Source organism: Candidatus Flexicrinis affinis (assembly GCA_016716525.1).
Taxonomy (GTDB): domain Bacteria; phylum Chloroflexota; class Anaerolineae; order Aggregatilineales; family Phototrophicaceae; genus Flexicrinis; species Flexicrinis affinis.
On record JADJWE010000001.1, the window covers coordinates 1,850,813 to 1,865,548 of the forward strand.

Genomic DNA, 14,736 nt, shown 5'->3' on the forward strand with positions numbered 1-14,736 from the left:
ATGCCGACAGATCCGAGCATAACTGATGCCGACCTCATGGTGCGTGTGCAGAGACGCGACGAATCCGCCCTCGCGCTGCTCTATGACCGATATGGCAAAGTCGCTTACAGCGTCGCCTATCACGTATTGCAGAATTCAACGTTGGCAGAGGAAGCGACGCAAGACGCGTTCCTAAAGGTGTGGAATCAGGCGCATCTGTGGGACGGCAACCGTGGCAAGCCGTCGACTTGGCTGCTGACAATCACGCGTTTCACTGCTATTGACCGCTTACGCGTCGAGAACCGGCGTGCGGCGTCCCATGCAGTGGATCTGGACGACGTCCTGTACACACTGGGGACAATCGCCCCGATGGACGAACCGACGTGGGCCGACGAAAGGCTGGCAAAGTCGCTGCTCAACCATCTGCCGCCCGATCAGCGACAGGTGCTTGAACTCGCGTACTTCCGCGACATGTCGCATTCCGAAATGGCCGAGTACCTTGCCATCCCGCTCGGGACGGTCAAGGGCCGGGTGCGCGCGGCACTTCACAAGCTGCGAGACCTCTGGGCGGAGCAGACGGAGGACAGCGCAGAGTGAACGCGAACAGGCTCGCCGCCGTGGACTCATCTGATCGTCCAATTTCATCGTACATAGAACTAGGGAATGCAGGTCCGGTCCCTGAGCAAGGCACTCGAAGCAGATGAACGACGAACACAACACCGGCAGCCGCCCTGATGACGCTGACCGCCTGCGCGACGATCTCGCGGCGTTCAGCCTCGGCGCTGCCGATTCAAGCGAAAGCACCGCCCTCGAAAAGCTCCTGTCGGAACGCCCCGATTTACGGGCGGAAGCAGCGCGCTTCGCAGCACAGGCAACCGTGCTGTTGTCTGACGTGCCGCGCCGCCAGCCCTCGTCGGATTTGAAGGCGCGCATTCTGTCCGCCGCACGCACCGAACCCGACGCGCATAGTCCGAGCGGCCGCATGGTCGCATTGCCGCAGCCCTCATCACGCGCGGCACCCGGCATCCGCGGCGCGCTGCTGTGGCTGAGCTCAACAGCCGCAGTGGTCCTGTTGGCGCTGTGTCTCTATATGTTTGGCGAGGTCAACGCACTGCGCAGCGATCGCGCAAACCTCGAATCGCTGCGCGGCGATCTCACCCAGCAGGTCGATGCGATGTATAAGGACCTCGCGATGGCCGTCGATCTCGTCATGCAAACCCAAAGCCGACGTGTCGAACTGATGAGCGACGATGGCGAGATGCGCGCGATGGTCGTGCTTCAGCCCGAGATGCACGAGGCAGTCATCGTCACGCACGGCTTACCCGCACTCTCGCCAGATCAAACATATCAACTGTGGATGATCGGTCCTGAAGGTGTCGTCAGCACCTGCATGTTCAACACCGACCCCGGAGGCGACATGACGATGGTGTTCAAGGTGGCCCAGTCGTGGGACAATGTATCTGCGCTGGGAATCTCGGTCGAGCCGCAAGGTGGCAGTGAGGCGCCAACGAGCGAGCCGCTCGCCGTAGGCGAACTCTAGACCCGCACCGGTAAGCTGCCGGATCGACACTGCGTCGAGGTTCGGGCCGTTAGGACGACTCTACACTCATTACGCGCCACTTGGAGCACGCGTCAAATGCCCAAACAACGCTACGATCGGCGGCTGGTGACGATTCTCGCCATCGTCTTCGCCCAATTGCTTGGCGCGTCGATGATCCTGCCGATCCTATCCCTGTACGCCATCAACGAACTTGGCGTCGCTGAAACGCAGGTGCCACTGATTCAGGCCTCGTTCTTCATCGCACAGTTCGTTGCCGCGCCCTATCTCGGCAAACTGAGCGACCGGTTCGGTCGCGTGCCTGTACTGCTGGTGAGCCAGATCGGCACTGTGATCAGCTACCTGATGATCGCATTCGCGCCGAGCATCAGCGTGGTGTATGCGAGCCGAATTCTGGACGGCATCACAGGCGGCAACATCATCGTTGCGCAAGCCTACATCATTGACATCACCCCGCGCGAGCGCCGCACGCAGGCCATCGGCATGATCTTCGCCGTATTCGGCCTTGGATTCATCTTCGGCCCTTCATTGGGCGGGGCGCTGGCGGCTGCGACAAGCCGCGAGTTCACGTTCTTCACCGCTGCGATCGTGACGACAATCCCAACTATCATGACCTATTTCACGCTCAAGGAGACGTTGACGGCCGAGGAGCGCATAGCGAATCGGGCGCGCGGCGGGCAAGCCAGCCTCGCTTCGATGCTGCGCAACCGGACCATCCGGTCAATCCTGGCCATCAGCGTCGCGGCGAGCCTCGGCATGGGTATCGTCCAGTCGACGTTCGCCGTCTATGGTCAGAACGTCTTGTTCGCCGGCCAGAGCGAAGAAGGCGTCAACCTTGGGGTTGGACTCATGCTGGGCGCAGTCGGCCTCGGGCAAACAGTCACCCAGATCTTCGTCCTGCGACGACTGCTCAAACGTTTCGGCGATGCACCGCTGGTCGCCGGCGGAACGGTCATCCGGTCGCTTTCGATGCTGTGGTACTTCGTGGTCGGGCTGCCGTTTGTGACCGCGCTGTTTGGCCAGAGTGCGCTCGGATTGGTCGCTGTGCCTGCTGCCCTGTCGTTCGCATTGGGCAGCGGAATCATGATGCCGCCGCTGCAATCGCTGGCAACGCATGCCGCGCCCGACAACGCACGTGGAGCAGTTGTCGGCCTCACTGGATCGGCCCAGAGCCTCGGTGTCATTATCGGGACGTTGATCGCCAGCCCGCTGCTGTCGATCGTCGTCGCCGGTCGGCCTACGCTTGGTCCGTACCTGTTTAATACGATCCTATTCGCCGTGATGCTCATCCCGGCAATCGGGCTCGTGCGTCGTTTCGGCGTTGGGCCCCGCGAAACGGCTGCTGCGGCGGCCCCGCCTCAGCCGGCAGAAGCGACTGTCTCGGTTGGGGACTAGACGAGGCTTTCGGCAGCGGCGCGCCCGGCGACATAGCCGGACGACCAAGCCCACTGGAAGTTGAACCCGCCAATTCGGCCGTCTACGTCGAGGATCTCGCCGCAGAGGTGAAGGCCGGGGCGGCAGCGCGATTCGAGCGTCTTCAGGTCGACTTCGGTCAGCGGAACGCCGCCTGCAGTGACCTCTGCGTAATTGAAACCCCGCGTCCCTGTGATCGGCAGCGGATAGCGTGTCAGCACGGCTGATAGTGCTCGTCGCTTCTCGCGCGTCAGTGTCGACAGCGGCGCGGACGCGTTGACGTCTGCCGCAGCGCAAAGCGTTCGCGTCAAGCGTTCAACGAGACGTCCCCCAATCCACCGAAGCGCCGATCCGGGCTGGGCTGCCAGCGCACGGTCAACCGACTCGAACGACTCCCCCGGCAGCCAGTTGACCGTCAGCACCGCAGAAGAATCGTCCAGAGTCGCATGCTGCCAGTGCCGGCTGATGTCCAATACGGCCGGGCCGGATACGCCGAAGTGCGTACACAGCATCGACCCGTCGACTGTAACTCGCGCGCGACCGCCGCGGTCCGCCAGCGTCAGCGAGACTTCGCTGCTGACACCGGAAAGCCCGGTCAGCGGATGCCCTGACGGAAGCAGCAAAGGCACCAATGCGGGAAGTACTCTGGGGGTCAGCGTGTGGCCCAGCGATCGCGCTAACGCGTAGCCGTGACCGTCGCTGCCGGACTTTGGAACGCTGCGTCCGCCTGTTGCGAGGATCAAGCGCAGGGCCGTCAGAGTTCCCCAATCTCCTTGAAGATCGAACGCTCCGCCATCGAAGTCGACCGACTCGACACGCCGCGGATGCAGGAGTGTAGCGCCAGCGTCCCGTGCTGCCGCGAGGAGCGCTTCGAGCACCGTCCGCGCGCGATCTGTGGTCGGAAACAGCTTGCCGGTCGGCTCGCGTTTGAGCGTAACGCCGAGATCGCCGAAGAAGCGCACCGTCTCCGGTACATCGAATCGCAGCAGCACCTTGCGAATAGCATGTTTCGAGCCGCCGTTGAAATCATCCGGCTCGACGCGCTCGTGGGTCACGTTGCAGCGGCCACCACCGGCAACAAGAATCTTTGCGCCGAGCCGCTCTGCGCCGTCAAGGACAATGACCCGGGCCTCTGGCCGCGTGCGCGCCGCCCAAATCGCGGCCATCAGCCCCGCGGCCCCAGCCCCAACGACGGCGATGTCCGCGTCGGCCACTAATCCTCGTCGGCGTCGATATCGCCCGTGATGATCTCGTAGACCGCGTCGAGCAGGTCCTCGCTGCGGCTGATCGAGTCGAAAGCCACCTCGTCGCCTTCGGTGAGAAACTGCGCAGCGGCAGCGAGCAGCGCCTCGGCCGCACGAATCGTCAGCGCGGCGACATCCTGATAGTCGTTGGGAACCAAAAGGTTGTCGACCGCACGGATCGCGGCATCGGCGCTGGCGCGTGCGGTCTCAAGATGCTTGACTGCTTCGCTCGTAGTCATCGTTATCCTCCTGACGTGACGCGTACCCATCGGGCCAGTATGAACATTGCGACCAGCGCCGTCACGCCAGCAGCGATCGCGATGGTGCTGGGCCCACCAGCAGCATACAGCACACCTCCGAGCAATCCGCCTGCAAACCGGCCGAGCGCGATGAATCCGATAATCGTGCCCAACACCGATGCGCGCTGGCCGGGCACGAGTTCGGTGTACAGCGGTATAGCCGCGACGACAGCGATCTCGTACCCGAAAAAGAGCAGGAATATGCCGGCTGTGGCGAGCGTAAGCGAGCTGGCGAACAACGGAAGCGCAACGTAGCAGGCGGCAGCTATCCCGAGTCCCATCAAGGCGACACGCTTTGTGCCGACCCGATCGCCAAGCGCCGCGACAATCCCTTCGCCCACGCCCTCCGCCACCGAAATGGCGATCGTCACGAACCCGAGCGCCGACAGCGCCAGCCCGAAGCTGGCATCCATGAACGCGCCGTAGTTGATGAATACCAGTTCGTTCGCTGCCGCATTCAAGCCGGCGTACAGCGAAGAAGCGACAACAACCGGGTGACGCAGCACCGCCAACGGACGGATGCGCACGCGCAGTGCGCGCGCCTCCTTGGATGGTCGATCTGCGGGAAGCAGCAGGATGACCGCCAGCGCGCCGGCGAAATTGACGATCCCGAGCGCCAGAAATACCGCCGAAAGCGTCGCCCGTTCAAGCAGCAGGCCGGTCATCGGGGCGGCGATCAGCAGCGCGCCTCCCCAGCTCATCTCGTTGATTCCGACCGCTGTCGCGCGTCTTGCGAACGGCACACGATCGCCCAAGTAGGCCAATGCCGCCGGATCGAACAGCATCTTCCCGACGCCGAACCCGATCATCATCAAAAAGAACGCGCTGTACGTCGTGAAAGCCGCGCCAAGCAGCCCGAGCACGCCGAACGCGATCATCGCGCCTGCCATCACGTACTTGCGGCCGAACCGGTCGGCTATCCCACCCACGAACGGGCTGAGAAACGACACACCGCTTTGGGCAGCAATCACGTTCTGCACCGCACTATTGGCGACTCCGAGCGAGCGCGCGATTTCGGGGACGAACGTATAGGTAAATCGGCGCGTCATGTTGACGCATGTGCGCGCCAACGTGAGCACCAAGACGGCAGAAAAAACCCCGCGCGCCGGGGCATCCGACGCGCGGGACGACAAGTCGGCCATACGTAGACCTTACTTCTTGCCTTGGAACAGCTCCCGGACAATGATGTTACGCTGGATCTCGCTGGTGCCTTCGTAGATCTGGAATATCTTGACGTCACGCAGCAGCTTGGCGACCGGATACTCTTCCATGTACCCGTAACCGCCGAACACCTGCACGGCGTCAACTGCGGCCTTGGTCGCCATGTCGGCCGCAAACGCCTTGGCGTAGGCCGGAACGGCCGGATTCTGGATGCCGGCGTCCGCCTGCCACGCCGATTGCCACACCAGCAGTCGCGAGGCGTTGTAGTTGATCGCCATATCCGCGATCTTGTGCCCGACGGCCTGATGCTGATAGATTGGCACACCGAATGCCATACGCTCGCTGGCATACTTCACCGACTCATCGAGGCAGCGGCGCTGCAAACCGACCGCGGCAGCGGCAACGCCCGGCCGGCTGTAATCGAACACCTTCATCGCAAGGTAGAAGCCCTTGCCCTCACCGCCGACCAGATTCTCGTCAGGCACTTCGACGTCCTCGAACACGATCTCAGCCGTGTCGCTGGCGCGCTGCCCGAGTTTCTCGAACTTGCGCCCGACCTTGACGCCCGGCATGTTGCGATCGACGATGAAGCACGTCATTCCGCGATGGCCCGCGCTCGGATCGGTTTTTGCGAACACCGTGAAGAAGTTGGCGTGGCTCGCGTTGGTGATGAACGTCTTGCTGCCGTTGATCACCCAACCGGCGCCCTTCTTTTCGGCGCGCGTCTCGATGCCGACAACGTTGGACCCGGCCGCGGCTTCGGTTACACCGTAGCTGCAGAACTCGCCCTTATCCATCAACCGCTCGCCGAGCCAGTGCGCCTTCTGCTGCTCGGTGCCCGCCAATAGGATTGGAAGCGAACCCAGACCGTTCGTGCCGACGCTCGTGCTGATCCCGGTGCATCCGTAGGCCATTTCTTCGCTGACGAGCACTTCCTCGAATACCGAAGCGCCGACGCCACCGTACTCGGCCGGGACGTTCATATTGGCGATTCCCAGCTCGCGCGCCTTGTGGAATATCTCTTCGGGGAACTTGGCGTGGCGGTCGTGTTCTTCGGCGACAGGAATGATCTCCTTCGCAGTGAACTCGCGCGCCAGCTTCTGCAGCATCAACTGATCGTCAGTCAGGGCGAAGTTCACGCCGGCCGACATATGCTCAACTGCGCTCATTGCAATAACCCTTTCTCACAACATTGTCGGCGCCAGTATACAGCGGCCGCCTTGCGCCTAGCAAAATTTACATTTGATTACGGCGTTGGACTGATCCATTCCAGCCGCACGTCGTCGATCCAGACCTTCGCGTTGTCCTGACTCTTGTGGCGGAACTTGACCTCCAGCCCGGACAGCGGCACTGGCCGCAGAAAGATTTCGGCCGCGCGAGGCTCGTAGTGGTCGGCGCCTTCGAAGCGAATCTTGGACTTCTGACGGACGCCGTCCGCGTAAGTGATGCGGGCCATCGCAAACCCGTCAGGAATTCGGCGAGTGTCGATATGCGCCACAAACTCCATGACGTCGCCTGCCGCCGGCATGATGCCCGAGACGTCGACCGACTGTACGAGCTTGACGTCGTCGCCTGCGCCGCCCTTGAACTGGAACGCCCACCCGCCGGAACGCTGCTTGCGCTCGCGCCGGGCGTCGCCGCCGGTACCATCGATCAGCACCCACGCGTCGGACTCAAGTTCGAATCCGCCATCGACCAGCAGGTCACGCGCGACGCGCTCGGGCGTGCTGGTCGGCGTGTATGTGACCGTTGGAGTGTTGGTTGGCGTGGGCGTATTGGACGGCGTAAACGTTTGTGTCGGAGTGAAGGTTGCGGACGGTGTGAGCGTAGGCGCCTCGGTCGCGGTGGGCGACGCGGTACTCATCGGCGCGATCGGCTGTGGAAAATACGGGGCGAGCAGCGGCCAGATCTGGTCGATGCGCACGGCTTGATTGTAGTACGGCGACGGGCCGCACTGCGATCCGTCCGGGCGACCCGCTCCGAGATGATGCAGGCCGACGACGCGGAGCGTGTCAAGCGCGATGACCGGCGAGCCGCTGCTGCCCCCTTGCGTGTCGCAGGTATACGCCAAATCCGAATTGGCGGCATACCCGGCCGTTGACGGAACGATTACGCGGCACCGCCCGCCGTCCGAGGTGCTGTTGAGGCCGAACTTCTTGGGCAAGCCGGCCGGGTGCTGAGGGATGAAGATCGTCTCGTTCGCAGTAGGCGCCGACGTATCCAGTTCCAGATATCCAAACTGCTGAACAAGCGGGAAGTCCGCCTCGCGCAGCGAGTACAGCGCCACGTCGTAGGTCGTATTGACGTAGATCAACGTGCCGCCACGCACTTCGACATAAGGCTCGATTGAGCTTGCACCACATCCCGCCGCCTGAAAGTTGAAGCGGATGATCGCCGTGTTCATGACGGTCTGGTTCGGGATACAGTGCTGGTTGGTAAGCATGAAATTGTCAGGCGTGACGCGCCACGTTGTACACACGTATTGGCCGCCGCCGTTGGTATAGAACAGCCGCGCAACGGGCTGGCGCAGACCGTACTCGATCGGGTGGCTCGACGCGCTGCACGCAACATCGACGATGTCGTTCGAGCCACAGATACTCTGTGCGAATTCCGTCACAGTGAACCCCTGCCCGAGCCGCGGGATCGTCACGCCAGCCCGGTCCGGATGGTCGCCGCTCAGGCTGATTAACGTGACGACCGCCGTTTCGCCGTCGATCGGGAACGTCCACTGCCCGGCCGAAGACGCATCGTACGTGTAGCGCTGAACGCCGTCGGGCGATGACACCACGACAGTGTCACCGGGCGCAATGTCGACCTGCTCGAGAAACGGCTGGATGTAAGTCGCGCCCGCTTTGGTTATCACGACTTCGCGCGGCGAGTCGCCGTACCCGACCGCATACCGATCTTCAACGACGCTGCCGACCGGCTGAACCACGACTTCCGCCGTATCGGTCAGAAGCGTAGGTTGGGCGTCAGGCCCACCCTGCTGCATTCCCGACACAAGCGACAGCGCACCTGCAAAGCCGAGTGTGCCGGCCACGAGGATCAAGCCGCCGATAATCCATGTTCGAGTATTGGGGCCACGCTTAGGGGTCGTCATGCGGGTAATGATAGCGCAAACGCCCCTACCGTCAGGGGGCAAGGGCGTTTGAATGCTGCAACATGGGTTGGGTTGGCTTTACAGGCCGAACTCGTCCTTGACCTGCCGCACCCAAGCTACGATGCGCTCAGGCGTCATACCCTGTTGGCCGTCTTCATCGATCCCGAGGCCGATGAAGTGGTCTTCGACCTGAGCCTTCGACTCGTTGAATTCGTACGATTTGGCCGACCACATGCCGTACAGGTCGCCACCCTGCATCAAGATTTCGTCCGCAACGATTCCAATCGCGTCAAGAAAGTTGAAGCCGTAACCGTTCTGATCGCCCAATCCGAAAAATGCGACCTTATGGCCGGAGAAATCCATCTCGCGCAGGCGGGGGAAGAACACATCCCAGTCGTCTTGCAGTTCGCCCGTGTTCCACGTCGGAATGCCAATGATGATGTTCTTGAATTTCAGCACCTGTTCAGGCGTCGACGCGCCGATGTTGTGTACCTCGACCATGTCCTGTTCGATCTTGTCGAACTCGGATTTGATCTGGTACGCGACAGCCTCGGTCTTACCCGTGCTGCTCCCGAAGAACAAGCCAATCTTCGCCATGGGGCGCCAACCTCGCGTGATCTCGCTGCGGAACAGCGACTATTGTGCCGATTTTCACGCAGAACCGCAAGGCGCAGACATCACGTCGCCCCGCGCTTCGATCATCGCATCGGCGCGTCGACCCGCACGTCCGCGTTGTCGTCGTCATCGGATTCGTCCCAGCGCATGCTCGGGCCGATGTCGATGAAATCCTCGATATTGGTGTCGTTCAGGCGGCTGTCAACGTCCTCAGCGAAGTAAGCTGGCTCCGGGATATCTGTGTGGCCGAGCTTGAGGAGCGCCTCTCGCAGCGCGTTGTAGGTATAAGTCTCCTCGTGAGCCTCTTTGGTGATGGCTTCGAGCAGCGCGGGAATGGCCCGCGTATCGCCGATCGCGCCCAGCGCCGCGGCGACCCGCGCCCGGAAGTCCGGCGACCGTTCATCCTTCGACACCAGCTTTTCGCACAGCATCGGCACAGCTTCGGGGCTTGCGATGCGTCGCAGCGCCTCGACGATGCAGTCCTGCGTCTTGCTGGCGGGTTCGGTCGAGAACAGCCGCAAGAGATGCGACACGCTCTCGCGGTCGTTCAGCCGTCCCAGCACCTCGATGATCGTGGACATCGCCCCGTGATCGGGAACCGACAGCTTCTTGCGCAGCGCCGGGGCCGCCTGCGATGCCTTGAGCCGCGCCAGCGCCAATGCTGCCTGTTGTACGACCGAAATGTGCTCGCTGTTCAGCATGTCGATCAGCGGATCGACCGCGCGCGCGTCGCCAAACGCTCCGAGCGCCTTGCACGCGTTTTGCAGGATCGCCGTACTCGAGCTCCTTCGCAGCAGTGGCAGCACGTAGTTGAACGCCGATGGGTCGGCGATTGCGGCCAACGCTTCCACCGCGGCGGCCTGCACATCGTCATCGGGGTCTGCCAGCAGCTTGACCAGATCCGGCACACTCTTTGGATCCAGGTTGTATCCGAAGGCTTGCGCAACGTGACGGCGCACCTTCGCGGAGTGCACGTCCTTGAGGATGAAGCGCAGCACCTGCGTAGCGCGGGGATCCTTGATGCGCCCGAGGGCGAGCGCGGGGCTCCAGAAGCGATCGGTGTATTCGCTCGGTTCTTTCCAGTGTTTGGTGCTGTAGAAGAATGCCAAGGTATCACGCACCATGAGGTGGATGAATTTGTAGCGGCTTGATGCCATACGCTGCAGCAGCCCAAGCTGCAGGGCGATTTCCTTGATCGCGCGGCGCTCTTCGACGTCGGCGCTGACCAGCTTGAGGTCGTTTTCGGACAGCGAGTTGGTGCGCGACATGAAGTTGGCCGCGTTGCGCATTGCCACCCGCCCGAGTGCTTCCATTAGCCGTACGACTGAAACAGGCAGCGCGTGTTCGGGGCGACGGCGGCGCTCGAACTTGTAGAGCTCACTGATGTATGCGGCGATCAAGCGCTCGCGGAACAGATGGCGATCGTTCTTCTGGTCAATCAAGCGATTGCGGTTGTCCGGGGACATCCGCTCGCACGTAAACGCGAACAGGGAGAGGATCAGCGGCGTGCGCATCATCTCCATCAGGTCGGGATCATCCTGAACGAGATCGAACAGCTCAGGGACGCGGCTCAGGAATTGGCCGATCTGGTCGTTCGTCAGTTGAGAGAGCCGCACACCACCATTGAGCGAGATGCGCGACTTAATGCGATCGTAGTCTTCGTTGCGGCAGGTCACCAGCACCGGACAATTGCGCGGGAGCTGTGCCATGAACTGGCGGTGGACCTGGTAGCGATCGTCCGTGGTGGACACGGCCGTGTGGTCACTCAATTCATCCAGCCCGTCGAAGAAGATCAGCGCTTTGCCGCTTTCGACAAGCTCGATGGTGTCACGTGGCGTATACGGATAGGAATCGAGCCAGTCGATCAGCGGCGTGCGGCCGTCCCAGCTCTGGATATTGGCGAGGATGGGGATCGGCGCATCAGGGTTGTCGAGGCGGTCAAGGATCGCGTCACGGATCAGCATCAAACCCGTTACGGTCTTGCCGCTGCCCGGCATTCCCAGCAGGAGCAGGCGCCGCTCATAGAACTCGAACGCATCGCCGATCGTCGCAAAATCCTCGCCGTAGCCGATGCGTTTCAACATCAGGTCGACAAAGGTCTGCGTACGCCCGTTCTCGTCGACGACGTCGTCCACCGTGTCCATCTCGAGGTCGATCGGATCCGCCTCAAGCGACGAGATGATGAGATGCTGCAGCATGGTCGAAATGCGGTTCCAGAGCGTGCGCAGATACGTCCGGTGCGAATCGGTATTGGACACCGCGTCGACCGCTGCGGTAATCTTGCGGCGCAGGGCGTGGCGCATCCGGCTGCGCAGTTCGGCAAGGGCCGTTTCGAACGGGCGGTTGTGGAACACCGTCCACGTGTAACCACCGTACAGGTGGCCGGGGTCGGCCGGCTCGGCCTGCACGGTCATGAAGATCAAGCCGTAATTGTGTTTGCCCTCAGTGACTGCCCAGCGCCATTCTTGCTGTACATATTCGGACTTGATCGAGGCATTCGACAGCACGCCAATAAAGAAACGCGCCTTCTTCAGCGCCTCATCAATCTTTTGATCCCATCCATTGAATTCGACCGGCATAGAATCTTTGTAGTACCACACTTCGTAGATGTCGCTCAGCGCGTCCTTGAGCCGGTGGGCAAACTCGGCATCGTGGCCGGAACTGCTGATAACGACGAGGTCTTTTTTACGACGTTGAGGCGACATGACGCGATCCTCAGAAAATTAGCACGTTTGATAAGTATGAATATCCTAACCCGAGTACTACGGAACGTCCAATAATTGGAAGTGCAGGTTTGGTTTAGGTTAGTGAGATTCGAAATATCTCCTCGATTCTTCATCAATTTTTCTTGAGGTGCTCAACTGTAACTTTATTGTAATAACGAGCTTACGCAGACCGGAGTGGTCACTGGGAGGCACTCAACATGAAGTTCGATGTCGTCGTCTTGTCGTATCGCCCATCGGATATTCCCGCGCTCGTGCGAGCGTCGGAGTCGATCGGCTTCGATGGCTTCTGGGTGGGAGAGACGAACGCCGATCCGTTTGTGGCGTTGACGCTGGCTGCCGAACACAGCGAACGGATCACGATCGGATCGGCCATCGCGGTGGCGTTCCCGCGTACCCCAACCGTCCTCGCTTACACCGCGCACGCGCTGGCCGACCTCAGCGGCGGGCGATTCGTGCTCGGCCTCGGGCCTCAGGTGCGTGCGCACAACGAACGCCGATTTGGCGTAAAGTGGGAAAAGCCTGTCGCCAAGCTCGAGGAGTCGATCGCCGTGATGCGCGCAGTCTGGAATACGTGGCAGACTGGCGCACCGCTGGCGCACCGGGGCGAGTTCTTCCGCATCGACCTGATGCCGCCGTTCTTCTCGCCTGCCCCGCACGCATTCGGCCCCATACCCGTGTACTTGGCAGCGGTCAACCCGCACATGCTGCGGCTTGTGGGCCGATCCGCCGACGGCGTTTTCGTCCATGCGCTGCATACGACTCGCTACCTGCGCGATGTCGTGCTCCCGAACGTCGAGGCCGGTCTGACCGAAGCGGGCCGGGCACGCAGCGATATCACGATCAACAGCGCCGTCTTCACTGTACCCAGGGACGACCCGAAATTCGCACGCAAAGCCGAACGGCACGTCCGCTCGCAGATCGCGTTCTATCTCAGCACGCCGGCATACCGCATCGTCGCAGAGCAGCATGGATGGGAGGAGATTCAATACGGATTGAGCCGGATGGCGCGGCGCGGCGAATGGGACAGTATGGCCGACGCGCTGCCGGAACCCGTGGCAGAGGAGATGATCGTGCGTGGCTCGTGGGCCGAGCTTCCGCACATGATCCACGAGCGGTATCGCGGCTTGCTCGACCGAGTAAGCTACTACCTGCCGTTCGTCCCGGGAGAGGTGGACAGCGGATGGCGCAGATCGATCGAGGCGTTTGCATCCCTACGAGCCTAGCGCGGCTTGCCCACGGTCATTGGCACCGCGAGTGCGGCTTCGCGTAGCGCCTGCCGATCCGCCGTCGCCTCGGCGATCATCTTGCGGCCGAACAACAAGATAAGCGACGCGACGAAGCCGATGACGGCCGACGCGGTAAACATGGCTCGAGCGTCCACGTTCTCGTAGATCCAGCCTGCCAATGGGCCGGTAAGCACCGCCGCAATCGCCGGAATGGTTACCCACGCCAGCGCCTGATTGGTCGCAACGTTGGCCGGGTGGCTGATCTCCGTCACCAGCAGCGTAAGTGAGATGTTGTGCATCGCATAGAACACGCCGCGCAGTGCAATCAACGGCATGAGCAGCGACGGACCCGTCAGGAATGCAAGGAGGAGCGCGAAAACGGCCTGTCCGGCGATCCCGAAAGCAAGCGCTCGCCGGGTCGAAATGCGCTGGTAGATTCGGTTCATGTACATCATCCACGGAATCTCGAACAGTCCGAGCGCGGCCGCAACGACACCGACTGACCCATCATCCATGTCGAGGTAATCCTTGAGGTAAACCCAAAGGAACAGGAACACGGCGTTTGTGCACACGTAGTAGAGGAAGTTGCTGAACATCATCAACCAAAACGCCGGCTTGCGTCTCGGCGGCTTGTCGACGCGCGTGTTGAGGGCTGCCGTACGTTCCGGCAGGATGCGCAGCAGAGGCAGCGAGATGATGTTGAGAATGCCGGAAAGCAGGATCAACAGCGTGTACCCGCCAATCCCAATGACCCACCCCGCGCTAATCGCCGCAATCGCCCACCCGAGCGATCCCATTGCGCGCAGACGCGCAAAGAACGTCGAGCTGTGTTCCGGATCGCCGCTGATGACGAGCTGCGACATTAAGGCGGAACCGGGGACATCCACCGCATCCCGCGTGACATACATGGCGCCCAACCACGTCCGGTTAGGCCATAAGACCATCGTTAGCGATGCCAGACCGGCAACGGCAAGCTGCACGTTCAGGAGCCGGCGGTGGACGCCGAGCCGGTCGACCAATGCGCTGTAAGCCGGTACGACGACGATCCGGACGACCGCACTCAAGCCGGCGAGTAGACCAATATCGATTGGCGAATAGCCAAGCGACACCAGATACAGTGAAATGAACGGTGCGTAGAAACCACGCGCCCCATAGTTGATGACGTAGAGCGCGACATGCTTCGCCCCACGGTACGTTATCGGCGCGCGCCGCGCGGCTGCTGCGATTGACATGGATTGTCCTGCACGATATTGGCTGACACTAGAACCGGGTTGTGGCTCATCCCGCGGCGTTTTTTGCACGCGCTTTACGTCACGGCAACGGACACGTCACACGTCAATCCCACACTGACCGCAGGTGATACATCCGGCCGAAAGGCGGTGACGATTGGTGCATGGTTGCGAGCGAAGCGAATG

The 14,736-nt window shown here is 61.6% G+C and carries 12 protein-coding genes; 4 read left to right on the plus strand and 8 right to left on the minus strand.

Annotated features, from left to right (window positions below):
* The 3 genes from IPM16_07995 to IPM16_08005 all read left to right on the plus strand — a co-directional run bounded on the left by IPM16_07995 (position 1) and on the right by IPM16_08005 (position 2,932).
* Entirely contained in the window at positions 1–576 is a 576-nt protein-coding gene (locus IPM16_07995) for a sigma-70 family RNA polymerase sigma factor (GenBank protein ID MBK9123052.1), read from the plus strand.
* A gap of 103 nt (positions 577–679) precedes the next feature.
* Positions 680–1,519 carry an anti-sigma factor gene (locus IPM16_08000; GenBank protein MBK9123053.1) on the plus strand — a complete coding sequence of 280 codons (840 nt, stop codon included), beginning with the start codon at positions 680–682 and terminating at the stop codon, positions 1,517–1,519.
* A 96-nt stretch (positions 1,520–1,615) separates the two neighbouring features.
* Positions 1,616–2,932, plus strand: a complete 1,317-nt coding sequence (locus IPM16_08005) for an MFS transporter (GenBank protein ID MBK9123054.1) — start codon at positions 1,616–1,618, stop codon at positions 2,930–2,932.
* Here IPM16_08005 and IPM16_08010 read toward each other — a convergent pair.
* The 7 genes from IPM16_08010 to IPM16_08040 form a co-directional block, all read right to left on the minus strand.
* A complete protein-coding gene (locus tag IPM16_08010) occupies positions 2,929–4,164 on the minus strand; it encodes an aminoacetone oxidase family FAD-binding enzyme (protein ID MBK9123055.1) in 1,236 nt (411 codons plus the stop codon). The two genes, IPM16_08005 and IPM16_08010, sit on opposite strands and share 4 nt — an antisense overlap.
* Positions 4,164–4,433 carry a hypothetical protein gene (locus IPM16_08015; protein MBK9123056.1) on the minus strand — a complete coding sequence of 90 codons (270 nt, stop codon included), beginning with the start codon at positions 4,431–4,433 and terminating at the stop codon, positions 4,164–4,166. Before IPM16_08015 ends, IPM16_08010 begins: the two co-directional genes overlap by 1 nt.
* 2 nt (positions 4,434–4,435) lie before the next feature.
* Positions 4,436–5,635, minus strand: coding sequence for an MFS transporter (locus IPM16_08020; GenBank protein ID MBK9123057.1), 1,200 nt, complete (start codon positions 5,633–5,635; stop codon positions 4,436–4,438).
* 9 nt (positions 5,636–5,644) lie between these two features.
* On the minus strand, positions 5,645–6,805 hold the full coding sequence (locus tag IPM16_08025) for an acyl-CoA dehydrogenase family protein (GenBank protein MBK9123058.1): 1,161 nt from the start codon (positions 6,803–6,805) through the stop codon (positions 5,645–5,647).
* Positions 6,806–6,900: 95 nt separating this feature from the next.
* Positions 6,901–8,754: a trypsin-like peptidase domain-containing protein gene (locus tag IPM16_08030; GenBank protein ID MBK9123059.1), complete on the minus strand. Its 1,854-nt coding sequence runs from the start codon at positions 8,752–8,754 to the stop codon at positions 6,901–6,903.
* 78 nt (positions 8,755–8,832) lie between these two features.
* Positions 8,833–9,351, minus strand: a complete 519-nt coding sequence (locus tag IPM16_08035; protein ID MBK9123060.1) for a flavodoxin — start codon at positions 9,349–9,351, stop codon at positions 8,833–8,835.
* A gap of 101 nt (positions 9,352–9,452) precedes the next feature.
* Positions 9,453–12,074, minus strand: coding sequence for a HEAT repeat domain-containing protein (locus tag IPM16_08040; protein MBK9123061.1), 2,622 nt, complete (start codon positions 12,072–12,074; stop codon positions 9,453–9,455).
* Between the two features lie 218 nt (positions 12,075–12,292).
* Between IPM16_08040 and IPM16_08045 the strand changes: the two genes are divergently transcribed.
* Positions 12,293–13,318: a TIGR03617 family F420-dependent LLM class oxidoreductase gene (locus tag IPM16_08045; GenBank protein MBK9123062.1), complete on the plus strand. Its 1,026-nt coding sequence runs from the start codon at positions 12,293–12,295 to the stop codon at positions 13,316–13,318.
* Here the strand turns inward: IPM16_08045 and IPM16_08050 are convergent.
* Positions 13,315–14,553 (minus strand): MFS transporter, encoded by a 1,239-nt coding sequence (locus IPM16_08050; GenBank protein MBK9123063.1) that lies wholly within the window; start codon positions 14,551–14,553, stop codon positions 13,315–13,317. The genes IPM16_08045 and IPM16_08050 overlap by 4 nt on opposite strands.
* Positions 14,554–14,736: the final 183 nt, after the last annotated feature.